Below are 25,224 nucleotides of genomic sequence, written 5' to 3' on the forward strand. Positions count from 1 at the left end.
CTTGCGGAACCGCTTGCGCTGCTGGAGCGCGAGTCGCGGCCCGAGGTGGTCGATGATGCGGTCGGCCGCCGACTTGGACACCCCGAAAAGCGGGGCCAGTTGGCGCAATGTCAGGTTCGTTCGCCAGTATGCGGCGACCAGGAGTACGCGGTCTTCCAGCGGCAGGCTCCAGGGCCGACCCTTGCGTACCGGGTCCGCACCCTCACGCCGGAGCGCGGTGATCAGCTTGCCGAACTGGCGCGGGCTCAACCCGGTGAACGGGGCTATCCAGGAGGGCTCCGACGCCCTGATCACACCAGACACAGCAAGATCATCTCACCCGTGACCAGTAGTTACGGGACAACCCTTAGGTCGGCGACGGTGACATCGAGGACACGGGCAATGAGGAGCAGGTCGCTGTAGCGGGGATCACGGGCGGCGCCCTCGTACCGCTGAATGCTGCGCCGCTCCATGTCTGCGCGATCGGCGAGTTGGTCCTGAGACGGTCCAGCCGCGCCGCGGAGCGCAGCTATGCGGTGCCCAAGGGCTGAGCGGCGGGTTAGAACCCAGGCGGGGAGGGGGGTCGGAGTGGCACTCGACAAACGGTCTGTGGCTACCGATCAGGAGTCAGTGCCCAAATGGTCGCTACATGCATGGCTGCAACGACGGGGCTTCCGGGAACATGAGTTCGAATTACTTCCCGGCGTGTCCTTTCGGTATATGCGAACCGCGGGTTGAATGGCGAAGCGACGCTGGCCGCCGACTCGGCATCGAGTCCGGGTCTCCCTGTGCAGCCGTCCGCTTGCCGCGCACCCCTTTAGTGGTGAGCGAACGGTCATGGAATTCTTTCGATCACTCCTGTTCAAATTCGCTCGAACGTATGACGGTCATGTGCGTGTCACGTGTCACGGTCATTCGTTGAACAGCCTGACCAGGGCGAGGTCGCGGTCCACCCCTCCAGGTGGCGGCCTCGCCCTGGTTCGTTCATGTGGGAGATCGAATGGGGGACGGGTGGGAGATGATCATGTCGAGGAGGCTCGAACCACCTCTGTCTTGCTCTAGGAATCTCCAGCTTCAGGTAATGGGTTGGGTGTCAAAATTGGGCCCAACCCCCCGCCTAGCCCGCCGACTCACCCGCGTGCGGACTCAGCACACCTGCGGCCACCAGCACGAACAGCAGTACACCGAGCAGCACCCGGTAGATCACGAACGGCATGAAGCTCTTGGTCGTGATGAACTTCATGAACCAGGCGATGACGGCGTAACCCACACCGAACGCGATGAGGGTCGCGAAGATCGTCGGCCCCCACGACACGTGCCCCTCGCCCGCGTCCTTCAGCTCGAAGACGCCCGAGGCGAGCACCGCGGGGATCGCGAGCAGGAAGGAGTACCGGGCCGCCGCCTCACGGGTGTACCCCATGAGCAGACCGCCGCTGATGGTGGCCCCGGAGCGGGAGACGCCCGGGATCAGGGCCATCGCCTGGCAGCAGCCGAAGATCAGGCCGTCCTTCACACCGAGCTCCTTGAGCGTCTTGCGCTCCTTGCTGGCCCGGTGCCTGCCGCCCGCCTCGTCGCGCGCGGCGAGACGGTCGGCGATGCCGAGGACGATGCCCATGACGATCAGGGTGGTGGCGATCAGCCGCAGGTCGCGGAAGGGGCCCTCGATCTGGTCCTTGAGCGTCACACCGAGCACACCGATGGGGACGGAGCCCACAATGACCAGCCAGCCCATCTGGGCGTCGTGGTCACCGCGCATCGACCGGTCCACCAGCGAACGGAACCACGCCGAGACGATCCGGACGATGTCCTTGCGGAAGTAGATGAGGACTGCCGCCTCCGTGCCGATCTGGGTGATGGCGGTGAACGCCGCCCCCGGATCGTGCCAGCCGGCGAACGCTGCGGTGAGCCGCAGATGCGCGCTGGAGGAGATCGGCAGGAACTCGGTCAGTCCCTGAACGAGGCCCAGGACGAACGATTCGAACCAGCTCATGGGGCTTTGGCCATCCTGGAGGTGATCATGCATCGGCCGACGGCGGAGCCGTCGGCAGTGTGCGTATAGCGGTCAATGGAGAACAGGGCCGTGCAGGCCCCGCAGATCTTCGGTCGGTCGCGGGCAGGGTATCTCCCCCGGATGAACGGGGGCGTGCACACCCCCGGGCCGTCCGCCGCCCCGCCACCGGTCCTGCCCCCGGTTCCGGCGTGGGGACCGGGAGGAGGAGAGCGTCACCCGGAGGGCAGCCGGTGGCGTTTGCGCCAGGCCACGAAGGCCGCGCCGATCCCCGTCAGCACGATGAAGCCCATGGCGGCCAGGAACGCGGGCGACGTCGGCGACGTCGCCTCGCTGCCCGCCACCACGTACGCCGCGGTGTTCGGGATCGAGCCGAGCCCGGTGGCCACCAGGAAGGGCGGACACCCCATGCGCGACACCGCCGCGCAGTAGTTGGCCGCCGCGAACGGCACGCCCGGGAACAGCCGCAGCGCCAGCATCGAGCGGAATCCGTGCCGGCTCAGCTGGCCGTCCGCCGCCTTGAGCCACCGCCCGCGCAGCAGCGGGCGCAGCGCGTCCTGCCCGAGCACCCGGCCCAGCCCGAACGAGATGCCCGCGCCCAGCACCGTTCCCGCCAGGGCGGCGGCCAGCCCCGCCTGGGTGCCGAAGAGCGCACCCGCGGCGAGGTTGAGCAGGGGACGCGGCACGAAGGCGACGGTGCACGCGCCGTACGCGGCCCCGAACAGGACGACCGCGACGACGCCCCCGTCGAGCCGGGCGGGCCAGCCGGTGGCGAGCAGCCGCTGGGGTTCGAGGAACAGCATCGCGACCGCCGCGGCCAGCAGCACCGCCACGAGCAGCGAGAACCGGGACCAGGGCGAGAGCAGCGCCCTCGTGCAGCGCACGACGAGGCCGGTGGCGGGCCGGGCGGCGGGGACGGGGTCGAGCATGCCGGGAGAGTAGCCGACACCGGTGAACGAACGCCGCAATGCACGCGGCGCGGGAGGCCGGTCGACAGACGGCCCGCGCCGCGCCGCACCGTACGACCGGCCGCCCACCCGCCCCGCGCGCCGGGCCCCGGCGGCGGGCGCGTGCCCGACTCCCGTACCGGCCCGGGGAGTCCCCCGGGAAAACCATTCGACGGGACGGTACGGCTCGGACATCATCGGACCCATGTTCCGGTACGCCTCCCTCGCAGCGTCGTCCGCAGTCGCGGACGCGCCGAAGGCTGCCGTGAGCCCCACGACCGCAGCAGTCGTCACGGCGGCGTCCACCGCTGCCGCAGCGCCCATCGGCGGCGCCCGAAGCTGACCCTCCCCCGACAGTCCGGCGGACCCCGCAAGGGGAGGGTCGGCCGGGCCCCGGGGTCCTCGTCACAGCTTCGACTTCCAAGGAATGAACCATGCCCAAGACGGCATACGTGCGCACCAAGCCGCACCTCAACATCGGCACCATGGGCCACGTCGACCACGGCAAGACCACCCTGACCGCCGCCATCACCAAGGTCCTCAGCGACCGGGGGACCGGCACGTTCGTCCCGTTCGACCGGATCGACCGGGCCCCGGAGGAGACGCAGCGCGGCATCACCATCAACATCGCGCACGTCGAGTACGAGACCGACACCCGTCACTACGCGCACGTGGACATGCCGGGACATGCCGACTACATCAAGAACATGGTCACCGGCGCCGCCCAGCTCGACGGGGCGATCCTCGTCGTCTCCGCGCTCGACGGGATCATGCCGCAGACCGCCGAGCACGTCCTGCTCGCCCGCCAGGTGGGGGTCGACCACATCGTCGTCGCCCTCAACAAGGCGGACGCGGGCGACCCCGAGCTGACCGACCTGGTCGAGCTGGAGGTCCGCGAGCTGCTGTCCGCACACGGCTACGGGGGCGACGGCGTGCCCGTCGTGCGGGTCTCGGGGCTGAAGGCCCTGGAGGGGGACCCGCGCTGGACCTCGGCCGTGGAAGCGCTGCTGGACGCCGTCGACACGTACGTGCCGATGCCGGTCCGCTACACCGACGCGCCGTTCCTGCTCCCGGTGGAGAACGTCCTGACCATCACCGGCCGGGGCACCGTCGTCACCGGAGCCGTCGAGCGCGGCACCGTCCGCCTCGGCGACCGGGTGTCGGTGCTCGGACCGGACATCGAGACGGTCGTCACCGGTCTGGAGACCTTCGGGAAGCCGATGGAGTCCGCCGAGGCCGGCGACAACGTGGCCCTGCTGCTGCGCGGTGTGGAGCGCGACCGGGTCCGGCGCGGCCACGTGGTCGCGGCGCCGGGCAGCGTGACGCCGAGCCGACGCTTCACCGCGCAGGTCTACGTGCTGTCGGCGCGGGAGGGCGGCCGCACCACGCCGCTCACCACCGGCTACCGGCCACAGTTCTACATCCGCACGGCGGACGTCGTCGGGGACGTGGACCTCGGCGAGGTGGCGGTGGCGCGCCCCGGCGACACGGTCGACCTGACCGTCGAGCTGGGCCGTGACGTCCCGCTGGAGACCGGACTCGGCTTCGCGATCCGCGAGGGCGGCCGCACGGTCGGCGCCGGCACCGTCACCGGGCTTCTCTGAGGCCCGGGGCCCGCCTCCTCCGTACCCCGCGGGAGGCGGGCTCCGCGCCGTGCGCAAGACTGACGGTATGACAGACACAGCACTGGTACTCGGTGCCGGCGGCGTCGTCGGCGGCGCCTGGGAGACCGGGATCCTGTACGGACTCGCGGAAGCGGGCGCGGACCTCTCCACTGCCGATCTGATCATCGGCAGCTCGGCCGGAGCCTCGGTCGGCGCGCAGCTGGCCTCCGGGACACTCGGCCTTTCCGAACTCTACGAACTCCAGCTCGCCGACCCGCGGGGCATGAGGGGCGGCAGGCTCGGCGCACTCACCCTGCTGCGCTACACCAAGGCCGTGCTCCTCGCCCGTACCGCCGAGGAGTACGGGCGGAGGCTGGGCCGACTGGCGCGGGGCGCCCGACCCGACATCGACGAGGAGGGGCGGCGCGCGGCGATCGCGGAGCGTCTCCCCTCGCCGGAGTGGCCCGACCGCCCCCTGCGCATCACCGCTGTCGACGCCGACACCGGCGAACTCCACACGTTCGACAAGGACAGTGGTGTCCCCCTCGTGGACGCCGTCACCGCGAGTTCGGCGGTCCCCGGGGTGTGGCCCGTCGCACGGGTCGGGGGACGGGACTGGATCGACGGCGGGGTGCACTCCACGGCCAACGCCCACCTCGCCGCCGGTCACCGGCGCGTCGTCGTCATCGCCCCGTCGGCGCGCGGCAGCAGAACCATCGTCTCGCCGGCCGTGCAGGCGGCCGCACTCGTCGCGAACGGCGCCCACGTCGAGGTCGTCACCCCGGACGCGGCGTCGAAGAAGGCGTTCGGCCGCAACCCCCTCGACCCGGGCCGACGGGCCGAGGCGGCCCGAGCCGGTCTCGTCCAGGCGGCCGCGCACGTCGAAGCAGTCGCCGCGGTCCTCGGCAGCTGATCCGGCACCCCACAATGGGGGAGTGAACGAGTCGATACCCGTGATCCGGGACGTGGACCAGGGCACCGCCAGACTCCTCCCCGACGTGGACCGGGACAGGGCCTGGCTGCTCACCGTCGACGGCGCGCCGCAGTCGTACGTGGACCTCGACGCTCCGGACCACCTGGAGTTCGAGTACGTGCGACGGCTCGCCCGTGTCGTCGACTGCGCCGCACCACCGGGCGCGCCGCTGGACGTCCTCCACCTCGGCGGCGGCGCGCTCACCCTGCCCCGCTACGTGGCCGAGGTCAGGCCGGGCTCCCGCCAGGAGGTGGCCGAGGCCGACCTCGGGCTGCTCGAACTGGTCGCCGAGCGGCTCCCCCTCCCCGGGGACAGCGGGATCGCGGTGCACGGCACGGACGCCCGCGACCTGCTGGAACGGACCGCGGCGGACTCCCTCGACGTACTGATCGGGGACGTCTTCGGCGGCTCGCGGGTGCCCGCCCACCTCACCTCCGTCGAGTACGCGCGAGCTGCCCGCAGGGCGTTGCGCGACGGCGGGATCTACGCCGCCAACCTCGCGGACGGGGCGCCCTTCGACTTCCTCCGCTCCCAACTGGCCACCTTCGCGGCCGTCTTCGAGGAACTCGCGCTGATCGCCGAACCGGCGGTGCTGCGCGGGCGGCGCTTCGGCAACGTCGTCCTCGTCGCGTCCCGGCACCCCGTCGACATCGCGGCCCTGACCCGGCGCTGCGCCGCCGACGCCTTTCCCGCCAGGGTCGAGCACGGCCCCGCGCTGGACCGGCTCACCGGATCCGCCCGGCCGGTCGGGGACGGCGAGGCGGTCGCCTCACCCGAGCCGCCCGACGGGGCCTTCGGCATCGGCTGAGACCGGATCGGGAACCGGGCCCGGGGCCTTGGCCGCCACTTCGGCGGAGTCGGGGCGCCGGGTCAGGTTGCGCACCTCGGGGACGAACAGCACGGCCCCGGTGACCAGCACGATCAGCCCCGCACAGCCCCACAGGGCCTGGCTGCGTCCCACCAGCGACTCCACCGGGCCCGCGAGCGCCGTCGCCACCGGCATCATCGCCACCGAGCCGAACCAGTCGTACGCCGAGACGCGCGACAGCTTCTCCTCCGGGATCTCCTGGTGCATGGCCGTCATCCACGCGACCCCGAACACCTCGATGGCGACGCCGCTGACGAACATCACCACGCAGAGCCAGGCCACCGGCAACGGCACCGCGAGGCCCGCCGAGGGCAGGGCCAGCGGGAAGACGCAGAGCGTCCCGGCCAGCAGCATCCGCCGCGGCTTCCAGCGGGTCATCAGGAGCGCCCCGCCCAGCGTGCCGGCCCCGAACGCGGCGAGCGCGAAGCCCCACGGACGGGCACCGCCCAGCTCGTCCCGGGCGACCAGCGGCCCGTACACCGACTCGGCGGCGCCCACCGCGGCGACCACCACCGAGAACTGCGCCACGATGCTCCACAGCCAGGGGCGGCCGACGAACTCCTGCCAGCCGTCCCGCATGTCGGCGAGCAGCCCGCCGCCCGGCGCGCGCGAGGGAATGTGGCTGACGTCCAGGAACGCGCGCAGCGCGCCCGCCACCGCGAAGGCCGCGGCGTCGACGGCCAGCACCCAGCCCGGGTCCATCGCCGCGATCATGGCGCCGCCGAGTGCCGCCCCGCCGATCGTCGCGCCCTGCGTGGCCATCCGGAACAGCGCGAAGGCGCGGCTCGCCTGCTCATGGCTGACGCTGGACATCAGCATGCCCTCGGCCGCCGGGTTGAAGAACGCCTGCCCGGTCCCGCACAGCGCGGTGAGCAGCATCATCTGCCACAGCTTCGGATCACCGGCCAGCACCAGCCAGGCGAAGACCGCCTGCGAGAGGCAGTTGACGGTGTTCGACGCGACCATCACCCGGTGGCGCGGCAGCCGGTCCGCGATCGCCCCGCCGATCAGCAGGAAGAGCACCAACGGCACGGTCCTGGCCGCGGCCACCAGACCGACGTCGCCCCCGTCTCCACCCGCCTGCAGCACGGCGAACGCCGCCGCGATCAGCGCGCCATGGGTACCCAGGCCCGTGATGATCGCGGCGGCGGTCAGAAGACGGTAGTTGCGGCCGGAACGGCTCGGAGGGGCGGTGGAGGCGGAGGCGGAAGCGGCGGTCACCCAGGGACTATCGCCGCTGCGCCTCCACCGTGCCAACTGGTTTCCCGGGAGGGCGGGAACGTCAGGGGGCCTCCGTGACCTCCACCAGTCGCACGGTGCTGAGGATCTTCTGAATCGTCGCGTCCGGGAGCTCGTCCTTGACGGAGTCGGCCCCGTAGAGGACCCAGGAGGCGAACTCGCCCTTCTTGTTCTTGAAGGTGAAGGCGATGGCCTTGCCGTCGCTGTCGCACTTCTTCCGCTTCGTGACGTTGGGAGCGGTGGCCGTGACGACCTGGCCGGTGAGACCCGACTTGGTGGTGTACTGCTTGGCGGGGGTGAACTTGATGGTGCTCTGCGGCATGTGCTGGGCGTAGGCGGCCCACGCCCAGGTACCGGCCTCGCTGTGGGCGTTCTTGGCGGCGTCCGTGGCGCCCTGGGCGCCCCTGGTGCCGGCGCTCGCGAGGCTCATGTCCTCCGTGCTGCCGTCCTTGTCGGAGTCGTCCACGCACCACTTCTTCTGGTAGTACGACGGCGCGGAGAAACCGATGAGGGGCGAGCCGTCACCCTTCTTGTCGTCCTCGAAGTACGAGAACGTGCCGGGCGTGCCGACCTCCCAGTCGCCGGGCACGTCGAACCGGGTGCCCCACTTGGGGTTGGTGACGACCTTCCAGCCGGGAATGAGGGGCTTGGCGTCCTCGTCCTCACCGCGCGGGTTCGCCTCGGGGGAGGAGGCGGAGTCGGACGGCTCGGCCGGCGCCGAGGACTTCTTGCCGTCGGCGGCGTCCTTCTTCTTGTCGTCCTTGTTGAGCACGACGACACCGGTCACCACGGCGGCCACGACGACCGCGGTGGCCGCGACGATCGCGATCGCGGTGGTCTTCTTCCTGCCGTTGTCGCCGGGCTGCGGAGCGCCGGGCGGGCCGGGAACCGGGTACTGCGCCACGGTCGGCTGCTGGTACGGGTTCGGCTGCTGATAGCCGGGCTGCTGGTACCCCGGCTGCTGACCGGGCTGGCCCTGCTGCTGATATCCCGGCTGCTGATAGGGATTCGGCTGCTGGTAACCCGGCTGCTGGTACGGGTTCTGATTCTGGTCCTGCGGGTTTTGCTCGCCCCCGGGCGGCTGCTGTCCTGGCCACATGGCGAGTAACGATAGAGGGGCGGTGGCCGGTCTGCTACGCCCGCCCCCGTGTGCGGACGGTGAAGGATGCGCTCCGGTTGGAGGGGCCGGAGGTGGCCAAAGGCTCTACTCGCAAGTAACATCCGGCCATGAGTGCTGCACAGATGTCCGTCGGCGAGATGCTCGTCGCGACGGTTCCGATGGCCCGGACCCTCAACCTCGAATTCCTGGAGACGACCGCCGAGCGCGCGGTGGTCCGGCTTCCGGACCAGGCCGACTACCACAACCACATCGGCGGACCGCACGCCGGGGCGATGTTCACACTGGCGGAATCGGCGAGCGGCGCGATAGTCATCGCCGCCTTCGGCGACCAGCTGTCGCGTGCCGTACCGCTCGCGGTGAAGGCGGAGATCGGCTACAAGAAGCTGGCCAAGGGCGTCGTCACCGCGACGGCGACCCTCGGCCGCCCGGTGGCCGACGTCGTCGCCGAACTCGACGAGGGCAGGCGTCCGGAGTTCCCCGTGGTCATCGAGATCCGGCGCGAGGACGGCGCGGTGACCGGCGAGATGACGGTCGTCTGGACGCTGCGTCCCAACGCCTGATCCCGGCCGGTTCCGTACGGGGCCGCCACACCTCCCGGAAGGGGGCGCGTGGCGGCCCTTCGCGCTGTCCGGACGAAGGGCGGTACCGGTAGGCTTCCCGCCGCGCGCCGAGGAGTTGCCCGGCGGGCAACGGGACATCGGCACGGAAGGAACCGGCGTTGCACATCCAGGAATGGCTGGAGACCGTCCCCGCGATCAGCGTGTACGCCCTGGTGGGCGTGGTCATCGGACTGGAGAGCCTCGGTATTCCGCTGCCGGGCGAGATCGTCCTGGTCAGCGCGGCGCTGCTGGCCGCAGGACACGACGGGATCAACCCCTGGATCCTCGGCGCCTGCGCCTCGGCCGGCGCGATCATCGGTGACTCCATCGGCTACGCCATCGGCCGCAAGGGCGGACGGCCGCTGCTGGCCCGGCTCGGCGGGAAGTTCCCCAAGCACTTCGGCGACAGCCAGATCGCGCTGGCGGAGCGGTCGTTCCAGAAGTGGGGGATGTGGGCGGTCTTCTTCGGCCGCTTCGTCGCACTGCTGCGGATCTTTGCGGGCCCCCTGGCGGGCGTGCTCCACATGCCGTACTGGAAGTTCCTGATCGCCAACGTCTTCGGCGGCATCGTCTGGGCCGGTGGCACCACGGCCGTCATCTACTCGGTGGGCATCGTCGCCGAGGCGTGGCTCAAGCGGTTCTCCTACCTCGGTCTCGTGGCCGCGGTGCTGGTCGGCGTGACTTCGATGCTGATCCTGAAGAACCGGGCCAAGAAGGCGGCGGCGCGCACCTCTCCCGTCCCCGTGTCCGACGCGGGGATCGTTCCGGTCGCGGACTGACCGACCGGACGGGCCGCCACCGCCGCGCGGCGGTGGCGGGTACGGCCCGCAGGACGGGCAGGCCACCCGTCCCACGCCTCGCCCCGGCGGCCTCCGCTCCCGCCGGGGCCCTCCTCGTCCGTTTCTCAGCTCTCGTGCGCCCGGCGGTGGGCCCTGGCCAGTTCCACGTAGCCCACCGCGTTGAATTTGATGCCTTCGAGTTCCTCCTCGGTCAGCTGCCTCTTGACCCTGGCAGGGACGCCCGCGACGAGCGAGCCCGGAGGAACCTGCATCCCCTGCGGGACCAGTGCCTGCGCCGCGATCAGCGAACCGGCCCCGATGCGGGCGCCGTTGAGGACGGTGGCGCCCATCCCGACCAGGACGTCGTCCTCGACGGTGCAGCCGTGCAGCACGGCGTTGTGCCCGACCGAGACGCGCTCGCCGACCGTGACGGGGAATCCCGGGTCGCCGTGGACGCTGCAGTTGTCCTGGATGTTGCTGTCGGCGCCGATGACGATGGGGCCGCAGTCGGCGCGCAGCACGGCCTGGTACCAGACGCTGGAGCCCGCGGCCATCGTGACCTCGCCGATGACGACCGACGTCGGCGCCGTGAAGGCGTCCGCGTCGACGTCCGGCTCCTTGCCGCCCATTCGCATGATCAACGCCCGCTCTGCCATCGCCCGTTCCTCCGTGCTCAGGTGTCGTGCGGCCGGGACCGCCCGGTCCCGGCGGCCGGCCGCAGCCGTTCGGCCGCTTCCGAGGAACGGTATGCGACGGTCGGCCGCCCGCTGCCCGGTGGGGTGAACATCACAGGTCGTCGCGGTGATCGGGTCGTCCGCCGCCGACTACCGTGTGCGAGTGCCGAAGAACAGGAACGCGTTCTCATCTCTTGCCGCCTGGCGGCGGCGTGTCCTGTCCCGGGCCGTCCACCGCGGCTGGCGCTGGGTGCAGGAGGCGGGCGCGGTCACCGCGGACCACCCCGGCAGGCTGCGCTTCGGCCGGATCGGCGCCGGAACCCGGCTGGCCTTCCCGCAGGGCACGGTCTTCGGCGAACCGTGGATCGAGCTCGGCGCGCACTGCATCATCGGCGAGCAGGTCACGCTGACGGCCGGCCTCATGCCCGACCTGGACCTCGGCCCCGATCCCATCCTGACCCTGGGGGACGGGGTGGTGCTCGGCCGGGGCAGCCATGTGGTCGCCGACACCACGGTGACCATCGGCCCGGACACGTACTGCGGCCCGTACGTCTACATCACGTCCACGAACCACAGCTACGACGACCCGCACGAGCCGGTCGGCCGGCAGTGGCCCCGCATGGAACCCGTCTCCATCGGACCCGGCTGCTGGATCGGCACCGGAGCGGTGATACTCCCCGGCGCCACGCTCGGGCGCAACGTGGTGGTCGCCGCGGGCGCGGTGGTACGGGGCGAGGTGCCCGACCACGCGGTGGTGGCCGGTGCCCCCGCCCGCGTCGTGCGCAGCTGGGACCCGGAGAAGGGCTGGCAGCCGCCGCTGCGCACCCCCGCCCCGGTGCCGATCCCGGCAGGCGTCACGCCCGAACAGCTGCTGGCCCTGGCGGACCCGGGCGAGACACCGGACCCGTCCGACGCCTGACGGGACGGGGGAGGGGCCGCGTGCCAGGACCGGCCGGAGCCGCCGGGGCACGCCCGGCGAGGCCGTCGCTCGCCCGCACGCCCGGACCGGCCAAAGCCGCCACGGCGGTTCCGTTCCGCCCGTACGGTGAGACGGTCCGCCGGGGTCGCCGGGGTGTTGTTAGCGTGACGCGCATGCGCGCCCCCATCGGATCCTTCGACAACGCCGGCCCGGCCGCCGACCGCCTCGACCTGCTCCCCGGGCCCGTCGCCGCGGCCGTGGCCGAGGGCTGGGGCGGGTTCCCCGCCGAGCGGATCATCCACGTGGACACGGATCCGGCCGTCGCCGACACGGCCGTCTTCGTCGAGCACCACGGGGCGGAACTGCTCGACACCTCGGCCAACTGCGTCGTGGTGGCGGGCAGGCGCGGCGGCGAGGTGACGCTCGCGGCCTGCCTCGTCCTCTCCCACTCCCGCGTCGACGTGAACGGCGCGGTCCGCAGACACCTGGGCGCCCGCAAGGCGTCCTTCGCCGCCATGGACACGGCGGTCGGCGAGACCGGCATGGAGTACGGCGGCATCACCCCGGTCGGACTCCCGGCCGCGTGGCCGCTGCTGATCGATCCCGCCGTCGTCGACGAGGAGTGGGTGCTGATCGGCAGCGGCAGCCGCCGCGGCAAGCTCATCGTCCCGGGAAAGGCGCTGGCCGCACTGCCGGGCGCGACGCTCGTCGAGGGGCTCGGCATCCGGGGCTGAACAGGACTGCCGCCCCACCGGGAACCCGTGCTCAGCCGGGCGAGCGGCAGAGGGACGGCACCGGCGCGCCGGTGCGGTGCGAGGACAGCCAGCGGGTCGCGAAGTCCACGGCGTCGTCGAGGCGGAAGAGCCTGCTCGTCGCCGAACCCACCACTCCGGTACGGACCGACGCCCCCAGGTCCGACCGCACGAAGTCGGCCCCGAGAGCCGCGAAGTCGCTGTCGTCCAGGGCGACGTCCTCGTACTCCCACCACTGGCGCCGCCCTCCGGTGGTCACCACACAGCGATAGCTGCGCCGGGGCGGGGCCGGTACCCGGTACTCGCCGAGATGGAAGGCGGTGCAGGTGTCGAAACCGGTGCCCAGCATGAGCACATGGGCCCGTCGGTCGTAGAGACGGGCCAGCGGCGAGGCCTCGCCGAGGTGGCAGTCGGGGGAATGACGCGCCACCAGGTATCGGGCCAGGGGACCGAGCGCGGCGAAGGACGTCTGGGGGTGCAGGCTGCGCACCGCTCCGTCGGTGAGCCGCACGGCCTCCGGGAGGGCCCCCATCGACGGGGCCGCCGTCATCGCCGGATCGAAGGGGGGCATGCTCGCCCGCACCGCCTCCCGGGCCCGGTCCGTGAGACCGCGCACCCGGGCGAGGTAGTGCGGGGAGGTGTCGGAGTTCTCCGGGGTGAAGGCGGGGACGACGAGCGTGCCGTGGTTCCCGACCGCGTCCCGCAGGGCGTCGACCATCGCGCGGACACCACCGCTCACCGAGCCGACCGCGCGCATCGACGCGTGCACCAGGAGGACGCCGTTGCGCTTCACGCCGAGCTCGGACAGCTGGCCGGCCAGCCCGCTGCGGGCATGGGGGAGGGACCGCACGGTCGTAGTACTCACAGCGGGCCATTCTCCCAGCCGCGGGCCGGACGTGACACCACGCACATTCGGCCGCCAGGGTGAGGTGGCACACCCGGATTCCGGCCGTCGGATTCAGGCCGGAAGGGCCGGGATCTCGATGGCGGGGCACCGGTCCATCACCATGTCGAGCCCGGCGGCGCGCGTACGGTCGTACGCCTTCGTGTCGATCACGCCGAGTTGGAACCAGACGGCCCCGGCACCCACCGCGACCGCCTCGTCGGCCACCGCACCGGCCAGGTCGCTGTTGACGAAGACGTCCACCACGTCGACCGGGAACGGTATGTCGGCCAGCGAGGCGTAGCCCTCCTCGCCGTGGACCCGCTCCGCCTTCGGATGCACCGGAACCACCCGCTTGCCGAAGCGCTGCAGCACCTCGGCCACGCGGTAGGCCGCGCGGGACCGGTTGTCGGACAGTCCCACCACCGCCCAGGTGTCGCCGCCGTCGCGGAGAATCCTGCGGATCGTCTCTTCGTCTGCGTACATGATCCGGACAACGGACGGCGGCCCCGGACCATTCCCGTACGGGGCATAGGCTGGCCGGATGCAGGAGCAGTACCGGACAGTCGCCCGAGCGGGTGTGCACGAGACCGAGATCAACCGATCGCGTTTCATCTGCGCGCTCGCCCCCGTCGCCACCGAACAGGAGGCGCAGGACTTCGTCGCGCGCGTCCGCAAGGAGCACCCCACCGCCACCCACAACTGCTTCGCCTACGTGATCGGCGCCGACGCCTCGGTGCAGAAGGCGAGCGACGACGGGGAACCCGGCGGCACCGCCGGGGTGCCCATGCTCCAGATGCTGACGCGCCGCGAGATGCGGTACGTCGTCGCCGTCGTCACCCGCTACTACGGCGGCGTCAAACTCGGCGCGGGCGGGCTGATCAGGGCCTACGGGGGAGTGGTCGGCGAAGCCCTCGACGCGCTCGGCACCCTCACCCGCCGCCGGTTCCGCCTCGCCACGATCACCGTCGGCCACCAGCGCGCGGGCAAGCTGGAGAACGACCTCCGCGCCACCGGCCGCAGCGTGCGCGAGGTCCGCTACACGGACGCCGTCGTCATCGAGATCGGGCTGCCGGACGCGGACGTCGAAGCGTTCCGCGGCTGGCTGGCCGACGTGACGGCGGGCGAGGCGGAACTCGAACTGGGCGGCGAGGCGTACGGGGACGCCTGAACCACCATGAGGATTAACCCGTCATACGGCGCGAAAGGGACGTGACGGCTCTTCGGTGAGAGGGCAGATCGATCTTCCCGCCCGAGGAGACCGGCGGTGATGGAAGACTGTCGGCGGCGGACGAGGAGGGGCCGTTGCCGCCGACGGGGGCACGGGGCGGGCCCGGCACGGTAGCGGCCGCCGCGGGCCCGGGGGCGAGGGAGAGAACGATGAAGGTCGGAGCCGGCTCTTGAGAATTCTGCACACGTCGGACTGGCACCTCGGACGGTCGTTCCACCGGGTTCCCCTGCTCGAGGCCCAGGCCGCCTACCTGGACCACCTGGTGGCGACGGTGCGCGAGCGCGAGGTGGACGTCGTGCTCGTCGCGGGTGACGTGTACGACAGAGCCGTTCCGCCCCTGTCCGCCGTGGAACTCTTCGACGACGCGCTGCACCGGCTCGCCGCCGCCGAAGTGCCCACCGTGATGATCTCCGGGAACCACGACTCGGCCCGCAGGCTGGGCGTCGGCGCGGGACTGATCGAGCGGGCCGGAATCCACCTGCGCACCGATCCCGCCGACTGCGCCACCCCCCTCGTCCTGTCCGACCGGCACGGCGGCGTGGCGTTCTACGGGCTGCCCTACCTGGAACCCGCCCTGGTCAAGGATGTCCTCGGGGCCGGGCGTGCCGGGCACGAGGCGGTGCTCGGCGCGGCCATGGAACAGGTGCGCGCCGACCTCGCGAACCGCCCCCGCGGCACCCGCTCCGTGGTGCTCGCCCACGCCTTCGTCGCCGGTGGCGAACCCAGCGAAAGCGAGCGCGACATCACCGTCGGCGGAGTGGCCGCCGTCCCCTCGGGGATCTTCGACGGCGTCGACTACGTGGCGCTCGGCCATCTGCACGGCTGTCAGACCGTCACCGAGCGGGTCCGCTACTCGGGTTCGCCGCTCGCGTACTCCTTCTCCGAGGCCGACCACCGCAAGACCATGTGGCTGGTCGACCTCGACGCCCCCGGCACGATCGTCGCCGAACGCGTCGACTGCCCCGTGCCCCGCCCGCTCGCCCGGCTCCGGGGCCGCCTCGACGACCTCGTCGAGGACCCCGCGCTGGAACGGCACCGGGACTCCTGGATCGAGGCCACCCTCACCGACCCGGTGCGCCCGGCCGAGCCGATGGCCCGGCTCGCCGAGCGGTTCCCGCACACGCTCAGCCTCGTGTTCGAACCCGACCGGGCCCCCGAGGACCCGCTCGCCTCGTACGCACAGCGCCTCAAGGGGCGCGACGACCAGCAGATCGCGGAGGATTTCGTGGCACATGTGCGGGGCGGATCGGCGGCCGACGAACAGGAACGGACGGTGCTGCGCGGCGCCTTCGACCACGTACGGGTGGACGACGGCGTGCGCGAGGTGAACCGTTGAGGCTCCACCGGCTCGCCATCACCGCCTTCGGGCCGTTCGGAACCACCCAGGACATCGACTTCGACGCGCTCTCCTCGGCCGGGCTCTTCCTGCTGCACGGGCCGACCGGCGCCGGGAAGACCTCGGTCCTCGACGCCGTCTGCTACGCCCTGTACGGGGCGGTGCCCGGGGCGAGACAGAGTCCCGGCACCTCCCTGCGCAGCGACCACGCCCCGGTGGACGTCGCCACCGAGGTCCGGCTGGAGCTGACCGTCGGCGGCAGACGCCTCGAAATCACCCGCCGCCCGGCCCAGCCCCGCCCCAAGCGGAAGGGCAGCGGCTTCACGACGGAGAAGGCCTGGAGCGGGCTGCGGGAACACCGCCCGGACAAGGGCTGGCAGCCGCTCAGCCGCTCCCACCAGGAGATCGGCGAGGAGATCACCCAGCTCATCGGGATGAGCAGGGAACAGTTCTGCCAGGTGGTGCTCCTGCCGCAGGGCGACTTCGCGCGCTTCCTGCGCGCCGACGCCGAGGCCCGCGGCAAACTGCTCGGCAGGCTCTTCGACACCCGCCGTTTCGCCGCCGTGGAGGAGCGCCTGGCGGAACTGCGCCGTACCGCCGAGGCCCAGGTCAGGGCCGGTGACGAACGCATCGTCGGGACGGCCCAGCGGATCGCCCAGGCTGCCGGACCGGTCGCCGGGACGCCGCTCCCCGACATCCGGCCCGGAGAACCCGGCCTCGCCGACGGCGTCCTGGAATGGGCCGCGACGGCACGCAGCGGCGCCCGCGAACGGCTCGACATCGCCACGTCCGCACTGACCATGGCCGAAACCCGGCGGGCGGCCGCCCTGGAAGACCTCGAGCGGACACGCGAACTCGCGGCGCTCCAGCGGCGCCACGAGGAGACGCTGCGCCGCTCCGCCGCGGTCGAGGCCCGCCGCCCCGGCCACGAGGAGAACCGCGACCGGCTCGCCCGCGCCCGCAAGGCGGACCTCGTCGCGCCCGCCCTGGACCTGCGCGACGAGGCCGAGCGCGCGTACCACGCGGCCCTGGCGGCCCGCGACCGGGCCCGCGCGTCGCTGCCGGACACCCTGGCCGACGCCGGTGCCGAACAACTGGCGGAACTGGAGGGGCGGCTGAGGCAGGAGCTCGGCGGCCTCGACGCCGCGCGCGGTGCCGAGCGGCGCAGTGCCGAGATCGACGTCGAGCGCGCCGCACTGGAACGCCAGGCCAGGGACGACGACGAGCTGATCCGCGAGGCGGACGGCTGGCTGGCCGGCTGGGAGGACACCCGGAACGGCCTGCGGGCCCGCATCGAGGAGGCCCAGGAGGCCGCCACCCTGGCCGAACAGCTCGCCGGCCGGCTGGAGCCCGCCCGCACGCGGCTGGAGGCGGCCCGCCGTCGTGACGCGCTCGCCCTCCGGGTCTCGGCCGCGGCCGAGCGGCTGGCCGGGGCCCGCGAACACGCCGCCGACGCCCACGAATCCTGGCTGGAGCTGCGCGAGCGACGGCTGCGCGACATCGCGGCGGAACTCGCGGCGGAACTGGTGGACGGCGAGGACTGCAAGGTCTGCGGCTCGGCCGACCACCCCAGACCGGCCCGCGCCGCCGACGGACACGTCGACCGGGCCACCGAGGAACGGGCCCTCGACGCGTACCGGCGCGCCGAGGAGGCGCGCACCGCGGCGGACCGGGAACTGGGCGTCGTGCGCGAACAGCACGCGGCCGCGCGCACGGCCGCCCGCACGGCGGAGCCCCGGCCGGGGGACGGGCCGGAGCCCGTCGCCCCCGATCCCACCGTCTTCGAACTCGGCGCGCTCGTCGACCGGTTGACGAGCGCGCACGCCGAGGCGCACCGCACCGCGGCCGGTATGCACGCGGCGCGCGAGGCCCTCGCGGCCGCCGAGCGGGAGCATGCCGAGCGGCTCGACGCCCGGCAGCGGGCCGAGCGCCGGGCCGCCGCCCGCACCTCGCAGCGGGAGGGCCTGGACCGTGAACAGGCGGCGCTGGAGGCCGGGTTGGTGGCCGTCCGCGGCGCGTCCGGCACCGTGGCCGAGCACGCCGGACTGCTGGAGCGCCGGGTCGGTCTGCTCGCCGAGGCCGCCGGGGCGGTGCGCGCGGAGGAGGAGGCCGCACAGCGCCGCAAGGAGGCCGACGACCGGCTCGCGGATGCCGCGTTCCGGGCCGGGTTCGACACCCCGCGGGCCGCGGCGCAGAACCTGCTCACCGAGACCGCGCAGCGCGAACTCCAGTACCTCGTCGACGACTGGCAGTCCGAGGCGGCGGCCGTGGCCGACCGGCTCGCCGAGACGGAGACCCGGGACGCCGCACAGCGCCCGCCGGCCGCGGTGGCCGCCGCGCAGACCGCGTACGACACGGCCGAAGGACTGCTGCGGAACGCCTCCGCCGCGGTGGCCGCCGCGCGCGAGCGCTGCGCCGAACTCGGGCGGCTCTCGCGGGAGGCCGAGCGGGAGGTGCGCGGGCTCGGTCCGCTGCGCGAGGAGTACGACCGGGTGGCACGGCTGGCGGGGCTCACCGCCGGAACCTCCGCCGACAACGAACGCAAGATGCGGCTGGAGTCGTACGTGCTCGCCGCCCGGCTCGAACAGGTCGCCGCCGCGGCCACCGCCCGGTTGCAGCGCATGTCGTCCGGCCGGTACACGCTGGTCCACTCCGACGCCCGCACCGGGGGCCGCAGGGCGGGGCTCGGACTGCACGTCGTCGACGCCTGGACCGGCCGCGAGCGCGACACGGCCACGCTCTCGGGCGGCGAGACGTTCTTCGCCTCGCTCGCCCTCGCGCTCGGCCTCGCCGACGTCGTCACCGACGAGGCGGGCGGCGTACGGCTGGACACCCTCTTCATCGACGAGGGCTTCGGCAGCCTGGACGACCAGACCCTCGACGAAGTGCTCGACGTACTGGACTCGTTGCGCGAGCGGGACCGCAGCGTCGGCATCGTCAGCCATGTCGCCGACCTGCGCCGCCGCATTCCCGCACAGCTCGAAGTGGTGAAGGAGCGGCACGGATCGGCGGTCCGGCACCGCGGCGCCGACGCGCTCAGCGGCTGACGGGGCGCCGGGGGAGCGGCGAGGAGTAGACGACGCTGGTGGTCACGGAGCCGAGGGTGCCGATCCTGCCCGAGACCTCCTCCAGGTGCCGCATCGAACGGGCGGTGACCTTCAGCACGAAGCAGTCGTCGCCGGTGACGTGATGGGCCTCCACGATCTCCGGAGTCGTGTCGAGCAGATCATGGAACGGCTTGTAATGGCCGTTCGGGTAGCGCAGCCGTACGAGGGCGAGGATCGGCAACCCGAGCCGTTCCGGGTCGACCACGGCGGCGTAGCCGCTGATCACCCCGGCCTCCTCCAGCCTGCGCACCCGTTCGGTCACCGCGCTCGGGGACATCGCCACCGCCCGCGCCAGCTCGGCGAAGGTCGCGCGGCCGTCACGTTGCAGGACATCGAGGATGCGCCAGTCGGTGGCGTCCGGGGAATAGTCGGTCATGCCCGGAGCCAACAGGGAAATCCCTGGCAGATCAAGAGATGTGCCGGGGATCTCATCTTCCGGGAGCGGGGTGCCGACCGTAGATTTTCGGTCATGACAACGCAGACCGCCGCAGCAACGGCCAACCCCGTCCTCCGCGTCCCGCCGGCCTCCCCGGCGGCGGCCGTCGCCCACTTCGGCGCCTCGCTCGCCTTCCACGCCGACGTCTCCGACGTGGCCGCAGCGCTCGCGGCGGACGGGGACCCGGGCTTCGTGCTGCTGGACTCGCGCTCCATCGAGGCATGGGACCAGGGGCACGTGCCCGGCGCGGTCCATCTGCCGACCGCCCTCGTTCCCGAGCGGGCCCGGACCCTTCTCGACCCGGCCGTCCCCGTGGTCACGTACTGCTGGGGCCCCGGCTGCAACGGTGGGGTCCGGGCCGCGCTCGCCCTCGCCGGACTCGGCTACCGGGTCAAGGAGATGCTCGGCGGCTTCGAGTACTGGGTGCGCGAGGGCTTCGAGTTCGAGACCGGGCAGGGGCGCGAGCGGCGGGCGGCGGACCCGCTCACCGCGCCGGTCGGATCGGCCTGCGGCTGCTGACACCACCCCCGCGAGCGCCGTTCCCGGCCACCGCGCGGAATGCCGCGGCGGCCGGGAACGGCGCTCCTCGGTCCTCTCGTCGGACGACCGGTCAGAGCCTGGACAGCTCGTCCACGAGGTCGTCGAGCCCGAGCGGCCCCTGGGACAGGGCGGCCATGTGCCAGGACTTGGCGTCGAACGCGTCGCCGTGCGCCTTGCGGGCGTTCTCCCGGCCCAGCAGCCAGGCGCGCTCGCCCAGCTTGTAGCCGATGGCCTGCCCCGGCATGGACAGATAACGGGTCAGTTCGCTCTCCACGAAGTCGGCGGGACGGCCGCTGTGGTTGCCGAAGAACTCCTGTGCCAGATCGGGGGTCCACCGCTCACCGGGGTGGAACGGGGAGTCCGCCGGAATCTCCATCTCCGCGTGCATGCCGATGTCCACGATCACCCGGCAGGCCCGCATCATCTGCGCGTCCAGATAGCCGAGGCGGCGCTCCGCGTCGGGCAGGAATCCCAGCTCGTCCATGAGCCGCTCCGCGTAGAGCGCCCAGCCCTCGCAGTTGGCGCTGACCCCGCCGATCGACGCCTGGTAGCGGGACAGGCTGTCGGCCACGTGCGTCCACTGGGCGATCTGCAGATGGTGGCCGGGCACACCCTCGTGGTACCAGGTGGACACCAGGTCGTACACCGGGAAGCGGGTCTCGCCCATCGTGGGCAGCCAGGTGCGGCCGGGGCGCGAGAAGTCCTCGGACGGACCGGTGTAGTACGGCGCGGCGGCACCGCCGGGCGGGGCGATGTGCGACTCCACCTTCCGCACCCGCTCGGCGAGTTCGAAGTGCGTGCCGTCGAGCGCCTCGATCGCCTCGTCCATCAGGCCCTGGAGCCACGCCCGGACCTCGTCCACCCCCTCGATGTGCGTCCCGTGCACGTCGAGGTGGGCGAGCGCCTCCCAGGGACCGGCCCCGGGCAGCACCTTCTCGGCCTCGGCCCGCATCTCGGCGAGCAGCCGGTGGTACTCGGACCAGCCGTACGCGTACGCCTCGTCGAGGTCCAGGTCGGTGCCGTTGTAGTAGCGCGACCAGCGGGCGTACCGCTCGCGGCCCACCGTGTCCGGCGCACCCTCCACCGCGGGGGCGTACACGTCGCGCATCCAGTCGCGGAGCGCGGCGACCGACTCCTCGGCCCGCCGGGCGCCCTCGTCCAGCTCGGCACGGAGCCCCGCCGGACCGGCGGCCACGAAGTCCTGGAAGAAGCCCGCCCCGTCGCCACCGGCCCACTCGTCGAGCTGACCGACGAAGGTGGCGGTGGCGCGCGGCCCGCCGTACAACTTGCGTTCCAGGCCGAGCGCGAGCGACTCGCGGTAGCCCTCCAGCGCGGCGGGAACCGCGCGCAGCCGGTCCACGACCGCCGCCCACTCCTCGTCGGTCCCGGTCGGTGTCACCGTGAACACCTCACGGAGGCTGTGCGCGGGGGAGGACAGGTTGGAGACCGCGCGCAGCCCCTCGTCGGCTTCGTGGACGGCGAGTTCCGCCATGAGGCGCTCGCGCAGAAGACGACCGCAGCGGCGCTCGGCATCGTCGTCCGCGCCGGGCAGCCGCTCCGCGGCGTCGAGCTTCGCCAGGGTGGTGCGGGCCAGTTCGGCGAGAGCCTCCTGTCCGGCGGGGGAGAAGTCGGGGAGACGGCGCGAACTCTCCGCGACCCCCAGGTACGTACCGGCGATCGGGTCGAGTTCGATGTAGGCGTCGACGTAGGCGTCGGCGACCTGACGGGGCAGCGCGCTGCTGGAAGTGTCTGGCATGTGGCCATCCTCGTACGGCAGGGGGCTTTCGCGCCATCGCCATTCGGCTTCAGCGGCCGGACTCCGCCGATTCCGCGGACGGCGGCAGCAACGGCCCGCACTCCCACTGCTGGAAGATCAACCGGGTCTCGACCCGGGCCACTTCACGGCGCGAGGTGAACTCGTCGAGCACGAGACGTTGCAGATCGGCCGTGCCCGTGACCGCCACATGGACCAGATAGTCGTCCGGGCCGGTCAGATGGAAGAGCGCACGGGACTCCGGCAACGACCTGATGCGTTCGACGAACGGGCCGATGAGCTCCCTGCGGTGCGGACGGACCTGCACGGAGAGCAGCGCCTCCAGGCCGCGGCCCAGCCGCGCGGGGTCCAGCCGCAGCTGGTGGCCGAGGATGACACCGGTGCGCCGCAGCCTGGCCACCCGGTCCAGACAGGTCGACGGCGCGACGCCCACCTCGGCGGCCAGCTCGCGGTAAGTGGTCCGGGCATCGTTCTGCAACAGTCGCAGAATGTGCAGATCCACCGGATCGAGAACGACTGAATCGGCCATTGGGCGAACGTAGCACGGGGTATGCCCGCATGTACCCGGTGAATATTCAGAGTGATGGCATGGACACTGAAACCTCGATGGCGCCCCCGACGGCAACCCGGTCCAGGGCGCTGGCCACCGAAGCCGTGCACGCGGGCCGCGACGACCTCGCGGCCCTCGGACTGCACGCCCCGCCGATCGATCTGTCCACCACCTACCCCTCGTACGACGCCAGGGGCGAGGCCGAGCGGATCGACACCTTCGCCGCCACCGGCGCCAGACTCGAAGGGCCGCCGGTCTACGCACGGCTGGACAACCCGACGACGGCCCGGTTCGAGACCGCTCTCGCCCGCCTCGAAGGGACCGAGAGCGCCGTGGCGTTCGCCAGCGGAATGGCGGCGCTCACCGCCGTGCTGCTGGTCCGGGCGAGCGCGGGACTGCGTCACGTGGTCGCCGTCCGGCCGCTCTACGGATGCAGCGACCACCTGCTCGGCGCCGGCCTGCTGGGCACGGAGGTGACCTGGACCGACCCGGCGGGAATCGCCGACGCGATCCGCCCTGACACCGGCCTGGTGATGGTGGAGACGCCCGCCAACCCGACACTCGCCGAGGTCGACATCCGCGCGATCGCGCACTCCTGCGGCTCCGTTCCGCTGCTCGTCGACAACACCTTCGCCACCCCCGTGCTCCAGCGGCCCGTCGAGGACGGCGCGCGGATCGTGCTGCACAGCGCCACCAAGTACCTGGGCGGCCACGGCGACGTGATGGGCGGGGTCGTCGCCTGCGACGAGGAGTTCGCCGCCGGGCTGCGGCAGATACGCTTCGCCACCGGCGGGGTGCTGCACCCGATGGCCGGATACCTGCTGCTGCGCGGCCTCGCCACGCTCCCGGTGCGGGTGCGGGCGGCTTCCGCGAGCGCCGCCGAGCTGGCCCGCAGACTGAACGCCGATCCGCGCGTCGCCAGGGTCCACTACCCGAAGGTGGGCGGCGCGATGGTCTCGTTCGAGGTCCACGGGGACCCGCACCGGGTGATCTCGGCCGTACGGCTCATCACGCCCGCGGTCAGCCTCGGCAGCGTGGACACCCTGATCCAGCACCCGGCCTCCATCAGCCACCGCATCGTGGAGGAGGGGGACCGGCAGGCGGCCGGCGTCGGGGACCGACTGCTGCGCATGTCGGTCGGCCTGGAGGACGTCGAGGACCTGTGGGCCGACCTGTGCCAGGCGCTGGACTCGCCGGCGGACGGCGCGCCGAGGGAGGTTCACGCCGGTGGAAGCGTCCGCCGGGACGTCCTGCCCGAGGAGGTCGCCGGGTAGGGCGTCCCGTGGCGGTCGCCGGAGAGGGCGCCCCGTGGCCGGGCGGTGTCAGCGCCCGGCCTGCTCGCGCGGCGGCAGTGAACGGGCCGCGGCGGCGTCCGGCCGGGCGGTGACGACCAGGGTGCCCTCCTCGATCTGGTAGTCCAGCGGCAGGGACAGCGAGCGCATCGCGGCGACCATGCCGGTGTTGGACGCCTGGGTGACGGCGTAGACGCTCTCGCATCCGGTCTCGACGGCGAGCGCCACCAGGCGGCCGAGCAGTTCGGAGCCGATGCCCCGGCGCTGCCATTCGTCCTCGACGAGGAGGGCCACCTCGGTCTCGTCGCCGTCCCAGAGGAGGTGGCCGAGGGCGACCAGCCGGCCGGACGTCGTCTGCGCCGCCAGGGTGCGGCCGAAACGCGGACTCAGCAGATGGCCGAGGTACCGGTCGGCGTCCTGGACCGGGCCGTGGTAGCGCAGTCGCAGCGTCCGCTCGGAACAGCGGTCGTGCATCGCGCGGGCCGCCGGCAGGTCGTCGCGGTCCGCGCGGCGGACGGTGATCTCGTTGCCCTCGGGGAGGGTGAGGACGTGCTCGCCGCGCGGGACGCGGGGGCCGAGCCGGGCATCGAGCTCGACCAGCGCACGGGCTCGGGCGAACTCGGCCGGAGTGAACGGGAGATGGGGCCGCTCGACGGTGAGAACGCCGCCGGAGGGGTCGCGCAGCCGCATCACGGTCTCCTCCAGCACCCCTTCGACCGGTGCGGTCCCACCGGTCGAGCGGCCGGTGACCGAGACGGCGGGCAACGAGTGGATGGTGCAACGGCCGAGCAACTGCCGTAGTGCAAGGGGTAGTTCGGCCGCGTCCAGAGCCGTGCGGGTGGCGAGGCCCAGAACGCGCGTCGGGGCGTCCACCAGGTCGTGCGCGTCGGCCCGCTCGATCCAGGTCGAGCTGCCACCTGCCGCGGAGACCGCCCGGCTCAGCTGCTGGGCCGGGAGCCGGGCAGGGGCGCGCAGCAGGAACTCGTCGACCGTGCCCCGTGACAGCGGGTGCGTCTGCAGGGTGAGGATGTCGACCCGGTGCCGGGCGAGCGCGCCGCACAGCGCTGCCAGACTGCCGGGGGCGTCCCGCACGGTGGTGCGCATCCGCCACAGCACTGTGTCCTCGGTGGACGGAGCCGGGGCCGGGGCCGACGCATGGCCTCCGGCGGCGGCCATTCCCACGGGCGCGTTCCCGTCGGTGCCGGTGCCGGTGCCGGTGCCGGTATCGGTGTGGTGGGAGGCTTCCGCGGCGCCCCCACCGGGGCGGCCGGCGCCGGCCGGCGCCGGGGCGTGGCTGTGCCGCCGTGCCCACCAGGTGCGGAAACCGGCCGTCACCGCCAGAACCACGGCCGAGGCGATCAGCAGGAACGGCCCGCCCGGCTGGTGCCCGAGCAGGCGAGCGAGGACGTCGGCCGCCGCCACCGCCACCGCGGTGAACAGCGCGGCCGGCCCGGTCACGTCCCGCCGACGGCGGGAGCGGCGGTCGGTCTTCGCGGAGGTCACATCGGTCATGCACTCACTCTGACCGAGCGTTGTTGCCTGATCGCGAACACCCTGTGACCGATGGGTTAAGTGCGAATCTGATCCCTTTCCTTCCGCTTTCAGTCATCGGTA

Annotated in this window: 25 protein-coding genes; 12 read left to right on the forward strand and 13 right to left on the reverse strand. The window is 72.6% G+C overall.

The window, feature by feature from the left end; translation table 11 throughout:
- The 4 genes from ACWCXX_RS31335 to ACWCXX_RS31350 all read right to left on the reverse strand — a co-directional run.
- The coding region (locus ACWCXX_RS31335; protein ID WP_451133143.1) for a helix-turn-helix domain-containing protein at positions 1 to 303 on the reverse strand (303 nt) is incomplete at its 3' end.
- Between the two features lie 29 nt (positions 304 to 332).
- Entirely contained in the window at positions 333 to 581 is a 249-nt protein-coding gene (locus ACWCXX_RS31340) for a helix-turn-helix domain-containing protein (protein WP_451133145.1), read from the reverse strand.
- 515 nt (positions 582 to 1,096) lie between these two features.
- On the reverse strand, positions 1,097 to 1,969 hold the full coding sequence (locus ACWCXX_RS31345) for an undecaprenyl-diphosphate phosphatase (protein ID WP_451133147.1): 873 nt from the start codon (positions 1,967 to 1,969) through the stop codon (positions 1,097 to 1,099).
- A gap of 233 nt (positions 1,970 to 2,202) precedes the next feature.
- Positions 2,203 to 2,916, reverse strand: a complete 714-nt coding sequence (locus ACWCXX_RS31350) for a TVP38/TMEM64 family protein (protein WP_451133149.1) — start codon at positions 2,914 to 2,916, stop codon at positions 2,203 to 2,205.
- Between the two features lie 452 nt (positions 2,917 to 3,368).
- Here ACWCXX_RS31350 and tuf point away from each other — a divergent pair, with 452 nt between their 5' ends.
- From tuf to ACWCXX_RS31365, 3 genes are all read left to right on the forward strand, one after another.
- Positions 3,369 to 4,538, forward strand: a complete 1,170-nt coding sequence (tuf, locus tag ACWCXX_RS31355; RefSeq protein ID WP_451133150.1) for an elongation factor Tu — start codon at positions 3,369 to 3,371, stop codon at positions 4,536 to 4,538.
- 67 nt (positions 4,539 to 4,605) lie between these two features.
- Positions 4,606 to 5,451: a patatin-like phospholipase family protein gene (locus ACWCXX_RS31360; RefSeq protein WP_451133151.1), complete on the forward strand. Its 846-nt coding sequence runs from the start codon at positions 4,606 to 4,608 to the stop codon at positions 5,449 to 5,451.
- Positions 5,452 to 5,473: 22 nt separating this feature from the next.
- Positions 5,474 to 6,319, forward strand: a complete 846-nt coding sequence (locus tag ACWCXX_RS31365; RefSeq protein WP_451133153.1) for a spermidine synthase — start codon at positions 5,474 to 5,476, stop codon at positions 6,317 to 6,319.
- Here the strand turns inward: ACWCXX_RS31365 and ACWCXX_RS31370 are convergent.
- Together ACWCXX_RS31370 and ACWCXX_RS31375 are read right to left on the reverse strand one after the other, a co-directional pair.
- The gene (locus ACWCXX_RS31370) at positions 6,281 to 7,600 is read right to left on the reverse strand and encodes an MFS transporter (RefSeq protein ID WP_451133155.1); all 1,320 of its coding nucleotides are present in this window, start codon (positions 7,598 to 7,600) and stop codon (positions 6,281 to 6,283) included. The two genes, ACWCXX_RS31365 and ACWCXX_RS31370, sit on opposite strands and share 39 nt — an antisense overlap.
- Positions 7,601 to 7,661: 61 nt before the next feature.
- The gene (locus tag ACWCXX_RS31375; RefSeq protein ID WP_451133157.1) at positions 7,662 to 8,717 is read right to left on the reverse strand and encodes a hypothetical protein; all 1,056 of its coding nucleotides are present in this window, start codon (positions 8,715 to 8,717) and stop codon (positions 7,662 to 7,664) included.
- Between the two features lie 143 nt (positions 8,718 to 8,860).
- Here ACWCXX_RS31375 and ACWCXX_RS31380 point away from each other — a divergent pair, with 143 nt between their 5' ends.
- Both ACWCXX_RS31380 and ACWCXX_RS31385 read left to right on the forward strand, forming a co-directional pair.
- Positions 8,861 to 9,298, forward strand: coding sequence for a DUF4442 domain-containing protein (locus tag ACWCXX_RS31380; RefSeq protein WP_451133224.1), 438 nt, complete (start codon positions 8,861 to 8,863; stop codon positions 9,296 to 9,298).
- 158 nt (positions 9,299 to 9,456) lie between these two features.
- Positions 9,457 to 10,116: a DedA family protein gene (locus ACWCXX_RS31385; RefSeq protein ID WP_451133159.1), complete on the forward strand. Its 660-nt coding sequence runs from the start codon at positions 9,457 to 9,459 to the stop codon at positions 10,114 to 10,116.
- 125 nt (positions 10,117 to 10,241) lie between these two features.
- On the opposite strand, the gene ACWCXX_RS31390 is transcribed toward ACWCXX_RS31385, so the two are convergent.
- Complete coding sequence (locus ACWCXX_RS31390; protein ID WP_451133161.1) at positions 10,242 to 10,772, reverse strand: gamma carbonic anhydrase family protein; 531 nt, start codon at positions 10,770 to 10,772, stop codon at positions 10,242 to 10,244.
- Positions 10,773 to 10,953: 181 nt separating this feature from the next.
- On the opposite strand from ACWCXX_RS31390, the gene ACWCXX_RS31395 reads away from it, so the two are divergent.
- Both ACWCXX_RS31395 and ACWCXX_RS31400 read left to right on the forward strand, forming a co-directional pair.
- A complete protein-coding gene (locus ACWCXX_RS31395) occupies positions 10,954 to 11,709 on the forward strand; it encodes an acyltransferase (protein ID WP_451133163.1) in 756 nt (251 codons plus the stop codon).
- A 173-nt stretch (positions 11,710 to 11,882) separates the two neighbouring features.
- Complete coding sequence (locus tag ACWCXX_RS31400) at positions 11,883 to 12,443, forward strand: YbaK/EbsC family protein (protein WP_451133165.1); 561 nt, start codon at positions 11,883 to 11,885, stop codon at positions 12,441 to 12,443.
- A gap of 31 nt (positions 12,444 to 12,474) precedes the next feature.
- On the opposite strand, the gene ACWCXX_RS31405 is transcribed toward ACWCXX_RS31400, so the two are convergent.
- Complete coding sequence (locus ACWCXX_RS31405; protein ID WP_451133167.1) at positions 12,475 to 13,326, reverse strand: aminoglycoside N(3)-acetyltransferase; 852 nt, start codon at positions 13,324 to 13,326, stop codon at positions 12,475 to 12,477.
- Between the two features lie 93 nt (positions 13,327 to 13,419).
- A complete protein-coding gene (locus tag ACWCXX_RS31410; protein ID WP_451133169.1) occupies positions 13,420 to 13,830 on the reverse strand; it encodes a CoA-binding protein in 411 nt (136 codons plus the stop codon).
- Positions 13,831 to 13,888: 58 nt separating this feature from the next.
- On the opposite strand from ACWCXX_RS31410, the gene ACWCXX_RS31415 reads away from it, so the two are divergent.
- The 3 genes from ACWCXX_RS31415 (at position 13,889) to ACWCXX_RS31425 (ending at position 18,958) form a co-directional block, all read left to right on the forward strand.
- On the forward strand, positions 13,889 to 14,515 hold the full coding sequence (locus tag ACWCXX_RS31415) for a YigZ family protein (protein ID WP_451133171.1): 627 nt from the start codon (positions 13,889 to 13,891) through the stop codon (positions 14,513 to 14,515).
- A 229-nt stretch (positions 14,516 to 14,744) separates the two neighbouring features.
- The gene (locus ACWCXX_RS31420) at positions 14,745 to 15,911 is read left to right on the forward strand and encodes an exonuclease SbcCD subunit D (protein WP_451133173.1); all 1,167 of its coding nucleotides are present in this window, start codon (positions 14,745 to 14,747) and stop codon (positions 15,909 to 15,911) included.
- Positions 15,908 to 18,958 (forward strand): AAA family ATPase, encoded by a 3,051-nt coding sequence (locus tag ACWCXX_RS31425; RefSeq protein WP_451133175.1) that lies wholly within the window; start codon positions 15,908 to 15,910, stop codon positions 18,956 to 18,958. Before ACWCXX_RS31420 ends, ACWCXX_RS31425 begins: the two co-directional genes overlap by 4 nt.
- Here the strand turns inward: ACWCXX_RS31425 and ACWCXX_RS31430 are convergent.
- Positions 18,948 to 19,394 (reverse strand): Lrp/AsnC family transcriptional regulator, encoded by a 447-nt coding sequence (locus ACWCXX_RS31430; RefSeq protein ID WP_451133177.1) that lies wholly within the window; start codon positions 19,392 to 19,394, stop codon positions 18,948 to 18,950. The genes ACWCXX_RS31425 and ACWCXX_RS31430 overlap by 11 nt on opposite strands.
- A 93-nt stretch (positions 19,395 to 19,487) precedes the next feature.
- On the opposite strand from ACWCXX_RS31430, the gene ACWCXX_RS31435 reads away from it, so the two are divergent.
- Positions 19,488 to 19,973 (forward strand): rhodanese-like domain-containing protein, encoded by a 486-nt coding sequence (locus ACWCXX_RS31435; protein WP_451133179.1) that lies wholly within the window; start codon positions 19,488 to 19,490, stop codon positions 19,971 to 19,973.
- A 91-nt stretch (positions 19,974 to 20,064) separates the two neighbouring features.
- Here ACWCXX_RS31435 and ACWCXX_RS31440 read toward each other — a convergent pair whose 3' ends face one another.
- Both ACWCXX_RS31440 and ACWCXX_RS31445 read right to left on the reverse strand, forming a co-directional pair.
- On the reverse strand, positions 20,065 to 21,750 hold the full coding sequence (locus ACWCXX_RS31440) for a DUF885 domain-containing protein (protein WP_451133181.1): 1,686 nt from the start codon (positions 21,748 to 21,750) through the stop codon (positions 20,065 to 20,067).
- Between the two features lie 49 nt (positions 21,751 to 21,799).
- The gene (locus tag ACWCXX_RS31445) at positions 21,800 to 22,297 is read right to left on the reverse strand and encodes an Lrp/AsnC family transcriptional regulator (protein WP_451133183.1); all 498 of its coding nucleotides are present in this window, start codon (positions 22,295 to 22,297) and stop codon (positions 21,800 to 21,802) included.
- Positions 22,298 to 22,356: 59 nt separating this feature from the next.
- Here ACWCXX_RS31445 and ACWCXX_RS31450 point away from each other — a divergent pair, with 59 nt between their 5' ends.
- Complete coding sequence (locus ACWCXX_RS31450) at positions 22,357 to 23,592, forward strand: trans-sulfuration enzyme family protein (protein WP_451133185.1); 1,236 nt, start codon at positions 22,357 to 22,359, stop codon at positions 23,590 to 23,592.
- 48 nt (positions 23,593 to 23,640) lie between these two features.
- Here ACWCXX_RS31450 and ACWCXX_RS31455 read toward each other — a convergent pair whose 3' ends face one another.
- The gene (locus tag ACWCXX_RS31455) at positions 23,641 to 25,122 is read right to left on the reverse strand and encodes a GNAT family N-acetyltransferase (RefSeq protein ID WP_451133187.1); all 1,482 of its coding nucleotides are present in this window, start codon (positions 25,120 to 25,122) and stop codon (positions 23,641 to 23,643) included.
- Positions 25,123 to 25,224 lie beyond the last annotated feature (102 nt).

The organism is Streptomyces sp. NPDC001732 (genome assembly GCF_053596315.1).